Source organism: Actinomycetospora sp. CA-084318 (genome assembly GCF_050955885.1).
Taxonomy (GTDB): Bacteria; Actinomycetota; Actinomycetes; order Mycobacteriales; family Pseudonocardiaceae; genus Actinomycetospora.
On the sequence record NZ_CP192098.1, the window covers coordinates 5,492,474 to 5,506,816 of the forward strand.

A 14,343-nucleotide genomic window follows, 5' to 3' on the forward strand; every position below is an offset into this window, starting at 1 on the left:
TTCACCGGATCCAGGTCCGGTACGCCTGTCACACTCGATGGTCCTGTTACCGTACCGACCATGGCTCCGGTGATCCTGGCCCTGCCCACCGACGACCGCGTCCGGGCGCACGCCTTCTACCGCGACCTGGGGTTCGACGCGGTCGGCACGCCGGCGGAGGACGGCGTCCCGGAACCGCTGCAGGTCGTGGTCAACGACGGGCTGCACCTGATGTTCGTCCCGCGCGGCGGCTTCGGCTGGGTCACCGGGGGCCGTGAGGTGGCCGCCCCGGGCACCGCCGAGTGCCTGCTCGGGCTCTCCGCCGCCACCGACGCGGAGGTCGACACCGTGTTCGCCCGCGCGGAGGCGGCGGGCGCCACGGTGGTCGAGCGGCCGACCGCGCCGCCGTGGGGCGGGTACTCCGCCACGTTCGCCGACCCGGACGGACACCTCTGGCAGGTCGCCACCCCGCCCGGTCAGTCGTAGATCCCCTCCACCGCCCACCGGTCGTCCCGCAGCACCAGCAGCAGCGCCAGCCCGGCGGCGTCCGCGGAGGAGGCGACCGGGTCGGGGGCGAGGTCGGCCGCCGGGTCGGGGTCGGAGTCGTCCTGCACGCACACCACCTGGATGCGCAGGCAGCCGGTCGGTGCCGTCGGGTCCCACCAGCGCCCGTCCTCGGGCCACGGTCCGCCCCACGCGCGGACCGGGGCCTCCTCGCCGGCACCGATCCCGACGAAGGCCGGGGCTCCGCTCAGCCGTCCCCGCGCCACCGCGCGCACCGGCCGGCCCGCCGCGTCGAGCACCCGGGCCGGCGCGGGCTCCGGCGGCACCGTCGACGGCGACGGGGCCGGGAGCGTCCCGGGCCAGGGCGCCTCGGGGTCGAGCGTCGGCGTGCGTTCGTCGCCCCACGGCACGGCCCGGATGCGCTCGGCGGGGCCGCGCCCGCCCCCGAGCACCCCGGTGAGCACCTCCTCCGGACCGAGCAGGCCCTGCACGCGCACCAGGGCCCGACCGGCCCGCTCGTCGGCCGCCCCGGTCTCGCCCCAGAGCCCGAGCTGCAGCCGCCCGGCGTCGACGACCTCCTCGGGCACCAGCCGCAGCACGGCCAGCCCGTCCCCGCTGCGACCCGATCCGGCCCGCCGCGACAGCCACCCCTCGAGCTGCCAGCGCACCCGGTCGGCCGTGGCGGACGGGGTGAGCGGCTCGGCACAGCGCCAGGTGCGCGCCAGTTCGTCCCCCCCGACGGTGCGGGCCTGCACGCCGAGCCGGGTGCAGGCCAGCCCCGCCTCGCCGAGCACGTGGTGCAGCCGTTCGGCCAGGGCCCGCGAGGCGAACGCGGCGGCGTCGACCCGGTCCACCGGCGGGTCGAGCGGCACCTCGACGGTGAGCTCGTCGGGGATGCGCCGGCGGGTCGGCGGGCGTTCGTCGAGCCCCCGGGCGAGCCGGTGCGCCCGCACCGCCGCGGCGTCGAACCGGGAGGCGACGTCGACGGCGGGGAGCTCGGCGAAGGCCCCCAGCGTGGTCAGCCCGAGGCGGCGCAGCAGGCCGATCAGCTCGGTGCGCGCGGTGGCGGCCGGGACGTCGGCCCCCGCGGTGTCCGGTTCCACCCCCGGTTCCAGCTCCAGCTCGACGACCGGCCGCGGCGCGAGGAACGCCCGCGACCCGCCCGGCGGCACGATCACGCTGCGGCGGGCGGCGAGCGAGGCGGCGAACACCCCGTCGGCCACCCCGACCTGGCACTCCACCCGCGCCCGCGCGGCCACGTGGTCGACCAGCCGCTCGGCCACCGCCTCCTCGCTCCCGAAGTAGCGCGCCGGCCCCCGTGCGGCGAGCACCACGAGCCCCGGCCGGATCACCTCGACGCCGGGGGTGAGCTCCTCCACGGCCGCGGCCACCGTCTCGAAGGCCCGCGCGTCGCGGTCGGCGTCCCGCCCGAGCACCGCCAGGTCGGGGCAGCGGGCCTGGGCCTCGCGGCGCCGCAGCCCACGGCGGATCCCCTGCGCCCGCGCCGTCGCCGAGCACGCCACCACCCGGTGGCCCACCAGCACCGCCGCGGGGCGGTCGGCCGGGATGCCGGACTCCGCGCAGGCCGCGACGACCGGCCAGTCCGGACACCAGAGCGCGACGACCCGCAGCGGCCCCCCGGCGCTCACCCCGTCCTCGCGGGCGCGAGATCCAGCTCGACCGGACCCACCGCCTCGTCGGGAGCCGGGGCACATCCGCCGTCGGGACCCGGCAGGAGCACGTCGGAACGCAGATCCCGCGCCCGCCCGCGCGCGGCGCAGCGCAGGTGCACCCGCCGCGACCGCAGCCGCCCCGCCCCGTCGCCCAGCAGCCCCGACCAGGTGCCGCCGGTGGCGTGCAGCTCGACGTCCGCCCCCGGCCACGTCCCCACCGGGACCAGCACCGCTCCCTTCTGCCGGACCCGCGCGGCGAGCCGCTGCCGGTCCCCCGCCCGCCACGCCGACGCGCCCCCGAGCACGACGACGTCCACCCCGTCGACCAGCGCCGCCACCACCGTCGCCGGACGCGGACCGGGCCGCGGGACGAGGGCCGTCCGCGCGAGCTCCAGCCCCGCCTCGTGCGCGGCGGCCACCCCGACCCCCGGCAGCCCGACCAGCGCACACCACGAGCCCGCCCGCGAGGCCTGCGCCACCAGCGCGAGCAGCAGCGCGGTCGACCCGTGCACCGACACCGTGGACCCGCGCCGCAGCCCGCCCCACGGCAGGAGCCCCGCGAGCGGCCCCGCCACGGGCAGCAGCGCCTGCTCGGGATCGTGCGCGGGTTCCGGCGGCTCCGGGGCGGGTGACGGCGGACCCGACGCCGGGACCGGTGTCGGCCGGGTGTGCGAGGCTGCCGCCCGGGCACCCCGGGCGGGCAGCTCCGAGGCACGCACGAGCCCCAGCTCCGCGACCCGACCGGCCAGCAGGTCGTGGGCCACCGCCATGGGAACCTCCTCGATCATCGAACACCTGTTCGAACGAGGAGAACGGTAACCCACCCCACCGACAGTCCGCCACGACGCGGGAGAACGACACGGTCCCCTAACCGGGGATGGTCCCCGGCTGCTGCTGGGGTGCGGTGCCCTGATGGGGTGCGGTGCCCTGCTGCTGCTCCTGCCGCCTCCGCTTCGCCGCGGCGGCGGCCCCCTTGCGCGGATGGGCCTTCGCGGCCGCCACGTGCGTCGCAGGCGCGGGTGCCGAGGCGTCGGCCACGGCGTACCCGGCCCCGAAACCGCCGCCGAGCAGCACCAGCGCGGCGAGCGTGCCCACCGCGCCCACCCGCACGCGACGCGAGCGCCACCAGGACTCCCGCGGTGGCGCGGCCGGCGCCGACGACGGTCCTGCGTACGTCCCCGCGGGCGGCTCGGCCGGCTCGGCCGACGGGACCTCCGACCGCGTCCAGCCCGGCTCGGTCGGCGGATCCGCGGGAGAGGTCGACCACTCCTCCCCGCCCGACGACGGGTGCTCCCCCTCGGCGCGGGTCGGGACGTCCTCGGGGTCGTGCGGTTCGGTCACGGTCTCCTCCGGGTCGCAGAGCACGTCCGGGTTCGACGTGCCGTTCGACCTCGAGACTCACGCCGGGGACCGGACCGGCGCCATCCGTCGTCGGGAACCTTCAGGAGGTGCACAGCCTGTGAGTACTAATCCGTGCCAGAGCACGGATTAGCACTCACAAGCTCAGCACCTAGTGCGCGAAGTGCCGCGTGCCGGTCAGGTACATCGCCACGCCCGCCTTCTCGGCGGCCTCGATCGTCTGCGCGTCGCGCACCGACCCGCCCGGCTGCACCACGGCGGCGACCCCGGCCTCGGCGAGCACCTCGAACCCGTCCGGGAACGGGAAGAACGCGTCGGAGGCGGCCACCGACCCGCGGACCCGGTCCCCGGCGCGGGCGACGGCGAGCCGGGCCGAGTCGACCCGGTTGACCTGCCCCATCCCGACCCCGACCGTCGCGCCCTCGTGCGCCAGCAGGATCGCGTTCGACTTCACCGCCCGGCACGCGCGCCACGCGAACGCCAGGTCGGCGAGCACCGCATCGGACACCGCCGTGCCGGTCGCGAGGGTCCACGACGACGGGTCGTCCCCCGGCGCGTCGACCGCGTCGCGCTGCTGCACGAGGACGCCGCCCGAGATCGGCCGCTGCTCGGTGGCCGACGGCGACCACTCGGCCGTCAGGACCCGGATGTTCTTCTTGCGGGCCAGCACGTCGACCGCACCCTCGGCGTAGGACGGCGCCACCACGACCTCGGTGAAGATCTCCGCGATCTGCTCCGCCGCCGCGACCGTGACCTCGGCGTTCACCGCGATCACGCCGCCGAACGCCGAGGTCGGGTCGCACGCGTGGGCGCGAGCGTGCACCTCCGCGACGTCGGTGCCGACCGCGATCCCGCACGGGTTGGCGTGCTTGATGATCGCGACGCACACCTGGTCGGACCCGTGGTCGTGCGCCGCGCGCCAGGCCGCGTCCGCATCGACGTAGTTGTTGTAGGACATCTCCTTGCCGTGCAGCTGCACGGCGCCGGCGATCCCGGAGGTGGACTCGGGGTCGGCGTAGAGGGCGGCGGCCTGGTGCGGGTTCTCGCCGTAGCGCAGGACCGAGCGCCGCCGCGCGGTGGTGCCCACCCAGCCGGGGAACGGCACCGTCGCGCCGTCGGAGGAGGTCGCCGGGTCGGGCGCGAGCACGTCGCCCATCCACGACGCCACCGCCACGTCGTACGTCGCGGTGTGCCGGAACGCCTCGGCCGCGAGCGCGCGCCGGTCGGCGAGCGTCACGCCGCCGTTCTTCGCCTGCTCCAGCACCCACGCGTAGCGCGTCGGATCGGTGATCACGGTCATCGTCTCGTGGTTCTTCGCCGACGCGCGGATCATCGCGGGGCCGCCGATGTCGATCTGCTCGACGCAGTCGTCGGGCGAGGCGCCGGAGGCCACGGTCTGCGTGAACGGGTAGAGGTTGACCACGAGCAGGTCGAACGGCGCGATGCCGAGATCGGCGAGCTGCTGCACGTGCTCGGGCAGCCGCGAGTCGGCGAGCAGCCCGGCGTGCACGCGCGGGTGCAGCGTCTTCACCCGGCCGTCGAGGCACTCGGGGAAGCCGGTGAGCTCCTCGACGCGCGTCACGGGCACGCCGGCGTCGGCGATGCGCGTCGCGGTGGAGCCGGTGGAGACGACCTCGACGCCCGCGGCGTGCAGGCCGGTCGCGAGGTCGAGCAGGCCGGCCTTGTCGAACACGCTGACCAGGGCGCGGCGGATCGGGCGGCGGCCCTCGGTGTCGGTCACGGGATCCTCACTGTCCGTCCGGTGGTGGTGGCGCCGTGGCGCACCAGCGCCGCGACGGTCTCGACGAGCATGCGGCGCTCCACGACCTTGATCCGCTCGTGCAGCGATGCCTCGGTGTCGTCCGGGTCGACGACGACGGCCTCCTGGGCCAGCACCGGGCCGGTGTCCACGCCGTCGTCGACGAGGTGCACCGTGGCCCCGGTCACCTTCACCCCGTACGCGAGCGCGTCACGGACGCCGTGCGCGCCGGGGAAGGCGGGCAGCAGCGCGGGGTGGGTGTTGATCGTGCGCCCGCCGAAGCGGGCGAGGAACGCCGGGCCGAGGACCTTCATGAAGCCGGCCGAGATGACGAGGTCGGGGGAGGCCGCGGCCACGGTGTCGGCGAGGGCCACGTCCCAGGCCGCCCGGTCGGGGTGCTCGGAGACCTGCACGACGACGGGGTCGACCCCCGCCGCGCGGGCCCGGTCCAGGGCGGCGATCCCGGAGCGGTCGGAGACGACCGCGACGACCTCGACCCCGCAGCGTCCGGCCTCGTCGAGCAGGGCCTGCAACAGGCTGCCGGACCCGGAGGCGAGGACCACGACGCGCGCGGGCGCGGGCAGCTCCCAACGGTGGTGCGTGCTCAGCGGGGACTCCTTGCCGCCGTGCACAGACCTGGGCTCCGGCGTCTCGACGATCCTCGCCGATCACCCTAGCCCTGCTCGGGATCCTCCGGCGTGTCGCCCTCGACACGCTCCTCGTCGTCGTGGTCCTCGGCGGGTGCCTTCCCGACGACGGGTGCCTCCTGCCCCGCGGCAGGCCCGGGCCTCCCGACGACGGGAGCGGGCGCCACCGGCGCGGCCAGGACCGCGACCACCGCGCCGGGCAGCCCGACCCACGCGATCGCGGCGAGCAGCACCCAGCCGGCGGGGACGACGACCGGGTCGAACGGACCCGTGCCGAGCCGCCCCCCGGCGAGCAGCGCCGCGACGGCGAGCAGCACGCCCGTGGTGCCCGCGGCCACGGCGACCGAGCGCAGCCGGGTCGCGGTGTCCGGGCTCGAGGGCGCGAGCGTCCAGCCGACGAGGCTCCCGACCGCGAGCGGCAGCGCGAACACCAGACCCGCCCAGCTCGCGGTGGCACCGCTCGGCAGCAGCGCGGCGAGCGGGAACGGGGGCACGAGACCGGCGACCGCGCCGGTCGGGGCCGCGCTCACCGCGCCGACCGCGTAGCCCGGGCCCAGCGCCCAGGAGAGGGCGGCGACGACGGCGTTCGGCAGGTAGGCGACGTCGAGCAGCCACAGGCCCGCCCCGCTGCCGGCCTCCGGGGCCACGGTGGTGAACACGGCCGCGACCGCGTCGGCGTGGGCGAGCAGCACGATCAGCAGCACGGCCGCGCCGGTGACGACGAGGGCGGTGGTGGCCGCGAGGCCCGCCCGCAGTCCGCGGCGCAGCCAGGCGGGGAGGGTCGCGATCGTCGTGGCGAGCCCGCACGGCCCGACGACGCCGGCGGCCGCGGCGACCGCCGCGAGCAGCCCGGCGACCACACCCGCCGTCGCCGGCGAGGCGTCGGCGGGGACGGCGGCGGTGTCCGGGGTGAGCAGGGCGGCGGCGAGCACCCCGCCCGCGGCGTGCACGGCGGCCGTGGCCGCGACGACGGGGACGGCGCAGGAGGTCCACAGGTGTGCCTCGGTGGCCGGGGTCCGGAGCCGGGTGAGGCCGCGCCGGGCGACGAGGGCGATCAGGACTCCGACCCCGATCGCCGGGCCGAGCGGCAGCACGCCGAGGGGGGCGCCGGAGATCGTGAGCGGCACGAGGTGCACGGCCAACCACAGCGGGACACCCGTCGCCAGCGCCTGACCGAGCCCGGGGTCGCCGCCGGGCGTGGTCCCCGAGGCGGCGGCGGTGATGAGCGCCGCGAGCACGACGACGGCGAGGTAGGAGACGGCGACCGGCACCAGCGCGACCTCGGCCAGCACCGCCAGACGCGGCCGCACCGCACCGGGGCCGACCGGGTCGCTCCCGGTCGCCTCCGTGTCGTCCTTCGCCGGAGCACTCACGCGCGCCGACGATTCCAGGGCCGGGCGACCGGGTGGGGGCGCCACGCCGCGTGTCAGCAGTGGCCGGTTCCCGCCGTGCCCGTCCATGATCACCGGAACGAGGAGGATTCGGACGCGTGGCGTCCGGATCGTCCTCGTCCTGACGATCTTGGTCAGGCGGCCGGGCCGGTGGCGCCAGGCCTCACAGCAAGATCCTGTTCTGCCGAGCGATGTGCTCGCTGAGCGAGCACGACGCAGGTCAGCGCTCGTGCGCCCCCGGTCGGTCGCCCTGCGGGGCCGACCCGTCGGTGCGCTCCGGCACGCCCCACCCGGTCGGCCGCGGGAAGCCCGACGGCGGGGTGTCCTCGGACTCCGCGCCGTGCTGCGACGCCGGGGCGGCGGGCGAGGCGCCGGCCGGCGAGGCGGTGGGCTGGGACGGGGCGGACTGCGGCGACGAGGCCGGTGCGGAGCCGTCCATCATCGCGGTGGCCGGGAGGTCACCGGCGCGGTCGGCGGGTCGGGGCGACCCGGACGGCGGGGTCGAGGCGCCGGGCTGCGCGGGAGCCGGCCGCGACGACGCGGCCTCGGCCGGCGCGACCCGTCCGTCGGTGACCGACGGTGGCGTCGACGAGGCCGGGGAGGCCGGAGACGACGACGGGGAAGACGGCTCACCCGCTGCTGACGGGGAGGCCACCGTGGCGGCCGACGACTCGGACTCCGATCCGGACGTCCGCGGCACCACCTGCGTGCGGGCGGCCGAGTCCTCCGGCGACGGCTGCCCGGCGCCCTGCGGGCCGGTCGACGGGCCGGAGACGGCGGCGCCCTGCAGACCGGGCTGGCCCGGCTGACCGGGGCCCTGCGGACGGGGCCCCTGACCGGGCGCGGCGACCCGCTGGGTGGCCTGCTCCGACGGCGCCCCGAAGGGCCCCGACGACTGACCGAACGGCCCGCCCTGCTGACCGAACTGCTGGGCGGACCCCGAGCCGGCCGGGGACGAGGGCGACGACGCGGACGAGGGTCGGGCCCCGCCCCCGACGATGCCCACCGCCGACAGGGCCGCGACCACCGCGGCGGCGGCCGTGAGCACGGCGAGCACCACCACGACGAGGTCGAACCCGTCGGTCACCGACAGGGTCTGCAGGCTGACGAGTGCCGCCGTGACCGCCACGACGGCGCCCGGCACCACCGTGCGCGGAGCACCCGGCAGGACCGCGGCACCGACCGTCAGGCCGCCGCCGACCACGAGCGCGGGCAGCAGGCCGGCGGGGTCGAAGCTGGTGAAGAAGGTCGCGATGAAGGTGAGGAGCCCGAGGCCCGCGGCCCCGAGCGCGGCGAGCCGCCCCGGCCCCGTCGGGATCCCGTCGGCGGCCGGCGGAGCGGCGCCGGGGGTGGACGACGACGGTATGGACTGCGGCGACGCCGGGACCGTCACCGCCGTGTACGGGTTCGACGCGGGGACACCGCGCGCCGGCGTGGGCGGTGCCGGCGGCCGACCCCACCCGGCTCCCTGGGGACCGCCGGGCGCCGGGCCGGAGCCGGGAGCACCCGCGCCGGCCCACGAGGACCCGCCGTAGGGCGAGACGCCGCCGAACGGCTGGCTCGGGGGCCCGGCAGCGGGGTTGGGCTGGGACGGCGGCGCCTGCCGAGGCCCGCCGGGAGCCGGGGCCTGGTAGGGCTGTCCGCTCCAGCCGGGCTGCCCGCCCGAGTTACCGCCTGCACCCGGTCCTGCGGTCATGGACGAGCCCTCCACCGATGACGACGCCGTCGAGCCGACCGCGGAGATCGTCCCCGCGGTCGGCCCAGCCTGCCTCAGATCGAACCTAGGAGACCAGCGAACGCGCGAGGTCGGCGGTCTCGGTCGGCGTCTTGCCGACCTTGACGCCCGCCGCCTCGAGGGCCTCCTTCTTCGCCTGCGCGGTGCCGGCGGAGCCGGAGACGATCGCGCCGGCGTGGCCCATCGTCTTGCCCTCGGGCGCGGTGAAGCCGGCGACGTAGCCGACGACCGGCTTCGTCACGTTCGCCTTGATGTAGTCGGCCGCACGCTCCTCGGCGTCGCCACCGATCTCACCGATCATGACGATGGCCTCGGTCTCGGGGTCGTTCTGGAACGCCTCGAGCGCGTCGATGTGCGTGGTCCCGATGATCGGGTCGCCACCGATGCCGATGCCGGTGGAGAAGCCGATGTCCCGGAGCTCGTACATCATCTGGTAGGTCAGCGTGCCCGACTTGGACACCAGACCCATCTTCCCGGGGCCGGAGATGTTCGCCGGGATGATGCCGGCGAGCGACTTGCCGGGGGAGATGATCCCGGGGCAGTTCGGGCCGATGATCCGGGTGCGGTTGCCGTTGGCGCAGGCGTGCGCCCAGAACCACGCCGAGTCGTGCACCGGGATGCCCTCGGTGATCACGACGGCGAGCCCGATGCCGGCGTCGATGGCCTCGACCGCGGCGTCCTTGGCGAACTTCGGCGGCACGAAGATGACCGAGACGTCCGCCCCGGTCTCCTTCATGGCCTCCTCGACGCCGCCGTAGACGTTCACCGAGGTGCCGTCCACGTCGACCTGGGTGCCGGCCTTGCGGGCGTTGACGCCGCCGACGAGCTGCGTGCCCGCGGCGAGCATCTTGCGGCCGTGCTTCATGCCCTCGGAGCCGGTGAGCCCCTGGACGATGACCTTGCTGTTCTCGTTCAGGAAGATCGACATCTCACGCACCAGCCTTCGCGGCAAGCTCGGCGGCCTTCGCGGCCGCGTCGTCCATCGTGCCCACCACGGTGACGAGCGGGTGGTTCGCCTCGGCGAGGATCCGCCGGCCCTCCTCGACGTTGTTGCCGTCGAGGCGCACGACCAGCGGCTTGGTCGCGTCGTCACCCAGGATCTTCAGCGCCTCGACGATGCCGTTGGCCACCGCGTCGCACGCGGTGATGCCGCCGAACACGTTGACGAAGACGCTGCGGACGTCGTCGTCACCGAGGATGACGTCGAGCCCGGCCGCCATGATCTCGGCGGACGCGCCGCCGCCGATGTCGAGGAAGTTGGCGGGCTTCATCCCGCCGTGCGCCTCGCCGGCGTAGGCGACGACGTCGAGGGTCGACATGACCAGACCCGCGCCGTTGCCGATGATGCCGACCTGGCCGTCGTCGAGCTTGACGTAGTTGAGGCCCTTGGCCTTGGCCTTCGCCTCGAGCGGGTTCTCGGTCCGCTCGTCGACGAGGGCGGCGTGCGCCTCGTGGCGGAAGTCCGCGTTCTCGTCGAGGGTGACCTTGCCGTCGAGGGCGATGACCCGGTCCTGCGGGTCGCGCACCAGCGGGTTCACCTCGACCAGCGTGGCGTCCTCGCCGACGAAGGTGTCCCACAGCTTGACGATGACGTCGGCGGCCTCCTCGGCCACCGCGGCGGGCAGGTTGCCCTTCGCGACGATCTCCTGCGCCTTGGCCTTGTCCACCCCGGCGATCGCGTCGATCGGCACCCGGGCCAGAGCCTCGGGGCGCTCGACGGCGAGCTCCTCGATCTCCATGCCGCCCTCGGCGGAGCACATGGCGAGGAAGGTGCGGTTCGACCGGTCGAGCAGGAAGGAGAAGTAGTACTCCTCCGCGATGTCGCTCGCCTCGGTCACCAGGACGCGGTGGACGACGTGGCCCTTGATGTCCAGCCCGAGGATCGCCTCGGCCTTCTCCTTGGCCTCCGCCGGGTCCTTCGCCAGCTTGACGCCGCCCGCCTTGCCGCGGCCGCCCGTCTTCACCTGGGCCTTGACGACGACGGCGCCGCCGATCTCACCCGCGGCGGTCTCGGCGTCGGACGCCGTGTCGACGGTGCGGCCCGGCAGGACCGGCACTCCGTGCGCGGCGAAGAGGTCCTTCGCCTGGTACTCGTACAGGTCCACTCGTGAACTCCTCCATCACTGACCGGCAGCATCCGTCGGTGGACTCCGGCGGTGGCCCCTCCGGTCGCACGGCCGGCGGGATCTGCTCGGGCGGCGACCGAGGGGCGGCGAGGGCGACCCTAGCGGCGTGTCGCCACTCGGGACCGGCCACCGGGGGCGACCCCCGCCACACCCGCGCTCGCGGGGCGGCGATCGGTCGGCGGTCAGGCCTCCTCGCGACCCCAGCGCTCCTCGCGGATCTGCATCACCGAGACCACGGCCGCTCCGAGCGAGACGACGAGGCAGACGATCGCGGCCCAGGTCCCGATGCCGACGCTCTCACCCGGACGGGGCGGGGTGAGCACGAGGGCGGAGAGCCGGACGACGAGCAGGGCGCCGGCCGCGGCCAGCAGCGCGAGCGCCCGCGCGGGCCGGGCCCGCGGCGCGAGCAGCACCGCGATGGCCACCCCGACGACGCCCGCGAGCGAGCCCCACGCGGCGGCGCCCGGGTTCTGCCAGACCCCGCCGGCGGCGTTCGCGGCCAGTGCGTCACGGGCCAGCGGGCCGCCGAAGCCGGGCACGGCGAGCACGGCGGCCAGCGCGCACATCGGCAGCATCGTGGGGTCGGGCTCGACGGTGTCGGTGCCGTCGGCGGGCCGGGCCCCGAGCGGGGTGCGTGCCCCGGCGACGTCCCGGCGCTCGGCGAAGCCCGCCCCGACGGCGAGGACGGCAGTGAGCACCGCGAGCACGAGCGCGCCGACCACGGCCCAGCCGCCCACCCCGACGCCCACGCCGGTCGTCGGGAAGGGGACGGCCGTCCCGAAGGCCGGGTCGGCCGCGGGGACCGCGCTGTCGACCGCGCCCAGGACGACGTCGAGCGCCGGTCCGGCGGCGAAGGGCACCGTCAGCCAGGCGACGGAGAGGGTCGGGCGGGCGCGCACGACGAGCCGCGGGGTCCCGACGACGACGAGCAGCGCCGGCAGCGCGAGCACCGCCGCGGCGGGCAGGAGGAGGACGCCCGCGCCGGTCTCGACGGGAGCGCTGTCGGGCAGCGTCGTCGTCGGGAGCAGGGCGCCGAACAGGGCCGCCCCGGCCGCCAGCAGCGCCGCCACCCCGGCGGCGCGCGAGCGCAGGACGGCGGTGCGGGCGGGGATGCCGATGAGGAGCAGGCCGCCGGCGACGGCGAGGACGGCGCCGGGCGAGACGTCGAGGCCGACCCGCGCGACGGAGGCCGCGACGGTCGGGGCCACGGCGGCGACCACCCCGGCCCCGAGCGCGGTGTGCACCGCCCGGCGGACCCGCATCCCGGTCTCGGGGTCGGCGCCCGGCTCGGCCGGGCGCAGGCCCGGCAGCACGGCGACGACGACCAGGGCGAGGGCGAGCAGCGCCACGCCGATCCCCGCGGGCGGAGCCGTGTCGAGGACCGCGTGCGGGGCGAAGCCGCTGCCCGGGCCCTCCACGCTGAACGGCGACGCCGCGACCCCGACCGCCGCGAGGACCGCCCCCGCGACCGGCCGCACCAGCGTCACCGGCGGATGGGCGCCGAACACCGCGGCGCCGCCGGCCCGTCCCAGGCCCCGCAGCGCGCGGCCCGCGACGAGGGCCGCCACCACGAGGGCGACGTCGGCCGCCACCACCAGCGCCGCGAGCGCCGGGGGAAGCACCGACGTGCCGGAGGGCAGCAGGTCCGGTCGGGCGGCGGCCACCGGGTCGACGAGCAGCGTGAGGTCGACGAGGAGGCCGCCCACGCCCAGGACCCCCAGGGCCGCCGGGGCCGCGAGCGAGGCCGCGCCGGGCCGGCGGCCGGCCCGGCGGGTGGCCAGGCCCGGCGCGAGCGCCGCGACGAGCGCGACGACCGGAGCGAGGACGCCGGCCGCCCGGGTGGGGGCGCCGATGGCGCCGGGAGCCAGCACGACGACCGCGACGCGGAGCGCGGTGGCCACGACGACGCACGTGGCGGCGACCCACCAGGCCGCGCCGACCCGTCCCGTGTCCGCCTGCGCGGCCGGCCCGGGCGGGCTCGTCCGCGGCTCGGCTCGTGAGGCCGTCATCACGAGGAGACTAGGCCGGTACCCGTTCGACCCCTGCGCTCACCCGCCGGTGCGACGAGATCGACTCTGGATCGATCTGATGACGCGCCCGGGGCGACACGCCGGTGAACGTCGCCTAACGTCGAGCACATGGACGTGACCCCGGTCATGTCGTCGGCATCGGAGCCGGCGACGGGCCCCACCGGCTCCATCGCCGCGATGGCGCAGCAGGCCTGGGGCGCCCTGTCCTATGCGGCCCGCACCGTCGGCGTGCCCGCCGGCGTCCGGGGACTCGCGGTCGAGCTCGCCTACACGGCGGTGCACCTGTCGGTCTATCCGCTGGGCCTGCTCGACGAGGCCCTGCGTCCGGGCGGCGTGCACGCGCACCACCGCACCGACACCCTCCCGCCCGGCGAGCGGTCGCTGCTGGTGTCCGACCTCGACGGCTCGACGATCCCGGTGCTGCTCGTGCACGGCATCGTCGACAACCGCTCGATCTTCCACTACCTCGCGCGCACCCTGCGCCGGCGCGGGCACGGCACCGTCCAGGCCGTCAACTACAGCCCGCTGACCGCGTTCACCGGCGACATCCGCACCGCGGCGCGCGACCTCGGCGACCACGTGGAGCGGCTCTGCGCCGTGTCCGGCGCCGACCGCGTGCACATCGTGGGCCACTCGCTCGGCGGCCTGATCTCCCGCTACTACGTGCAGCGCCTGGGCGGCGACGCCCGGGTCGACACTCTCGTCACCCTCGGGACCCCGCACCGCGGGTCCGCGATCGCCCACCTGCTGCCGCCCACGCTCGTCCCCCGCCAGCTCCAGCCCGGATCGGACCTGCTGCGCGAGCTCGAGGAGCCCGCCCCGGACTGCCGGACGCGGTTCCTCGCGGTGTGGAGCGCGATGGACCAGCTGATCATCCCGCAGCGCAACGCCCGGCTGAAGCACCCGGACCTGCAGGTGGAGAACGTCCGGCTCGACCACGTCGGCCACATGGCCATGACGATCGACCCGCAGGTGGTACACCTCGTGGCCTGCCGCCTCGGCCGCACGCGGTCACCGCGCGAGCGGACCACGGCCGTCACCGCCGTCGCCGGCTGACGCCCCGAACCGCGGCCGGTTGTCGCGCTCACCCGACCGGGTGATGACCGCTCGGCGCGCACGAACGCTCACACGGCGTGCGAG

General features: G+C 76.6%; 12 protein-coding genes. 2 read left to right on the plus strand and 10 right to left on the minus strand.

From position 1 onward, the window contains the following. Positions 1-60: 60 nt before the first annotated feature. The gene (locus tag ACQPYX_RS26745) at positions 61-465 is read left to right on the plus strand and encodes a VOC family protein (RefSeq protein WP_433800356.1); all 405 of its coding nucleotides are present in this window, start codon (positions 61-63) and stop codon (positions 463-465) included. Here the strand turns inward: ACQPYX_RS26745 and ACQPYX_RS26750 are convergent. The 10 genes from ACQPYX_RS26750 to ACQPYX_RS26795 form a co-directional block, all read right to left on the minus strand. Next, entirely contained in the window at positions 456-2,132 is a 1,677-nt protein-coding gene (locus ACQPYX_RS26750) for a DNA polymerase Y family protein (RefSeq protein WP_433800357.1), read from the minus strand. The genes ACQPYX_RS26745 and ACQPYX_RS26750 overlap by 10 nt on opposite strands. After that, positions 2,129-2,926 carry a hypothetical protein gene (locus ACQPYX_RS26755; protein WP_433800358.1) on the minus strand — a complete coding sequence of 266 codons (798 nt, stop codon included), beginning with the start codon at positions 2,924-2,926 and terminating at the stop codon, positions 2,129-2,131. Before ACQPYX_RS26755 ends, ACQPYX_RS26750 begins: the two co-directional genes overlap by 4 nt. Positions 2,927-3,023: 97 nt before the next feature. Further along, positions 3,024-3,497, minus strand: coding sequence for a hypothetical protein (locus tag ACQPYX_RS26760; protein ID WP_433800359.1), 474 nt, complete (start codon positions 3,495-3,497; stop codon positions 3,024-3,026). A 169-nt stretch (positions 3,498-3,666) separates the two neighbouring features. After that, entirely contained in the window at positions 3,667-5,256 is a 1,590-nt protein-coding gene (gene purH, locus ACQPYX_RS26765) for a bifunctional phosphoribosylaminoimidazolecarboxamide formyltransferase/IMP cyclohydrolase (protein ID WP_433800360.1), read from the minus strand. Next, complete coding sequence (purN, locus tag ACQPYX_RS26770; RefSeq protein ID WP_433800361.1) at positions 5,253-5,906, minus strand: phosphoribosylglycinamide formyltransferase; 654 nt, start codon at positions 5,904-5,906, stop codon at positions 5,253-5,255. Before purN ends, purH begins: the two co-directional genes overlap by 4 nt. 41 nt (positions 5,907-5,947) lie before the next feature. Beyond that, entirely contained in the window at positions 5,948-7,294 is a 1,347-nt protein-coding gene (locus ACQPYX_RS26775) for a cell division protein PerM (RefSeq protein ID WP_433800362.1), read from the minus strand. Positions 7,295-7,532: 238 nt separating this feature from the next. Beyond that, entirely contained in the window at positions 7,533-9,008 is a 1,476-nt protein-coding gene (locus ACQPYX_RS26780; protein WP_433800363.1) for a DUF5336 domain-containing protein, read from the minus strand. An 85-nt stretch (positions 9,009-9,093) separates the two neighbouring features. After that, positions 9,094-9,975, minus strand: coding sequence for a succinate--CoA ligase subunit alpha (gene sucD, locus ACQPYX_RS26785; RefSeq protein WP_433800364.1), 882 nt, complete (start codon positions 9,973-9,975; stop codon positions 9,094-9,096). 1 nt (position 9,976) lies between these two features. Continuing rightward, a complete protein-coding gene (sucC, locus tag ACQPYX_RS26790; protein ID WP_433800365.1) occupies positions 9,977-11,152 on the minus strand; it encodes an ADP-forming succinate--CoA ligase subunit beta in 1,176 nt (391 codons plus the stop codon). 203 nt (positions 11,153-11,355) lie between these two features. Beyond that, positions 11,356-13,182, minus strand: coding sequence for a hypothetical protein (locus tag ACQPYX_RS26795; protein ID WP_433800366.1), 1,827 nt, complete (start codon positions 13,180-13,182; stop codon positions 11,356-11,358). A gap of 129 nt (positions 13,183-13,311) precedes the next feature. On the opposite strand from ACQPYX_RS26795, the gene ACQPYX_RS26800 reads away from it, so the two are divergent. After that, complete coding sequence (locus ACQPYX_RS26800; RefSeq protein WP_433800367.1) at positions 13,312-14,259, plus strand: esterase/lipase family protein; 948 nt, start codon at positions 13,312-13,314, stop codon at positions 14,257-14,259. Positions 14,260-14,343: the final 84 nt, after the last annotated feature.

Coding starts and splice junctions, on each gene's coding strand:
- ACQPYX_RS26780 (WP_433800363.1), bottom strand. CDS start 9,008: ATGACCGCAGGACCGGGTGCAGGCGGTAACTCGGGCGGGCAGCCCGGC.
- ACQPYX_RS26745 (WP_433800356.1), top strand. CDS start 61: ATGGCTCCGGTGATCCTGGCCCTGCCCACCGACGACCGCGTCCGGGCG.
- ACQPYX_RS26795 (WP_433800366.1), bottom strand. CDS start 13,182: ATGACGGCCTCACGAGCCGAGCCGCGGACGAGCCCGCCCGGGCCGGCC.
- ACQPYX_RS26755 (WP_433800358.1), bottom strand. CDS start 2,926: ATGGCGGTGGCCCACGACCTGCTGGCCGGTCGGGTCGCGGAGCTGGGG.
- sucD (WP_433800364.1), bottom strand. CDS start 9,975: ATGTCGATCTTCCTGAACGAGAACAGCAAGGTCATCGTCCAGGGGCTC.
- ACQPYX_RS26800 (WP_433800367.1), top strand. CDS start 13,312: ATGGACGTGACCCCGGTCATGTCGTCGGCATCGGAGCCGGCGACGGGC.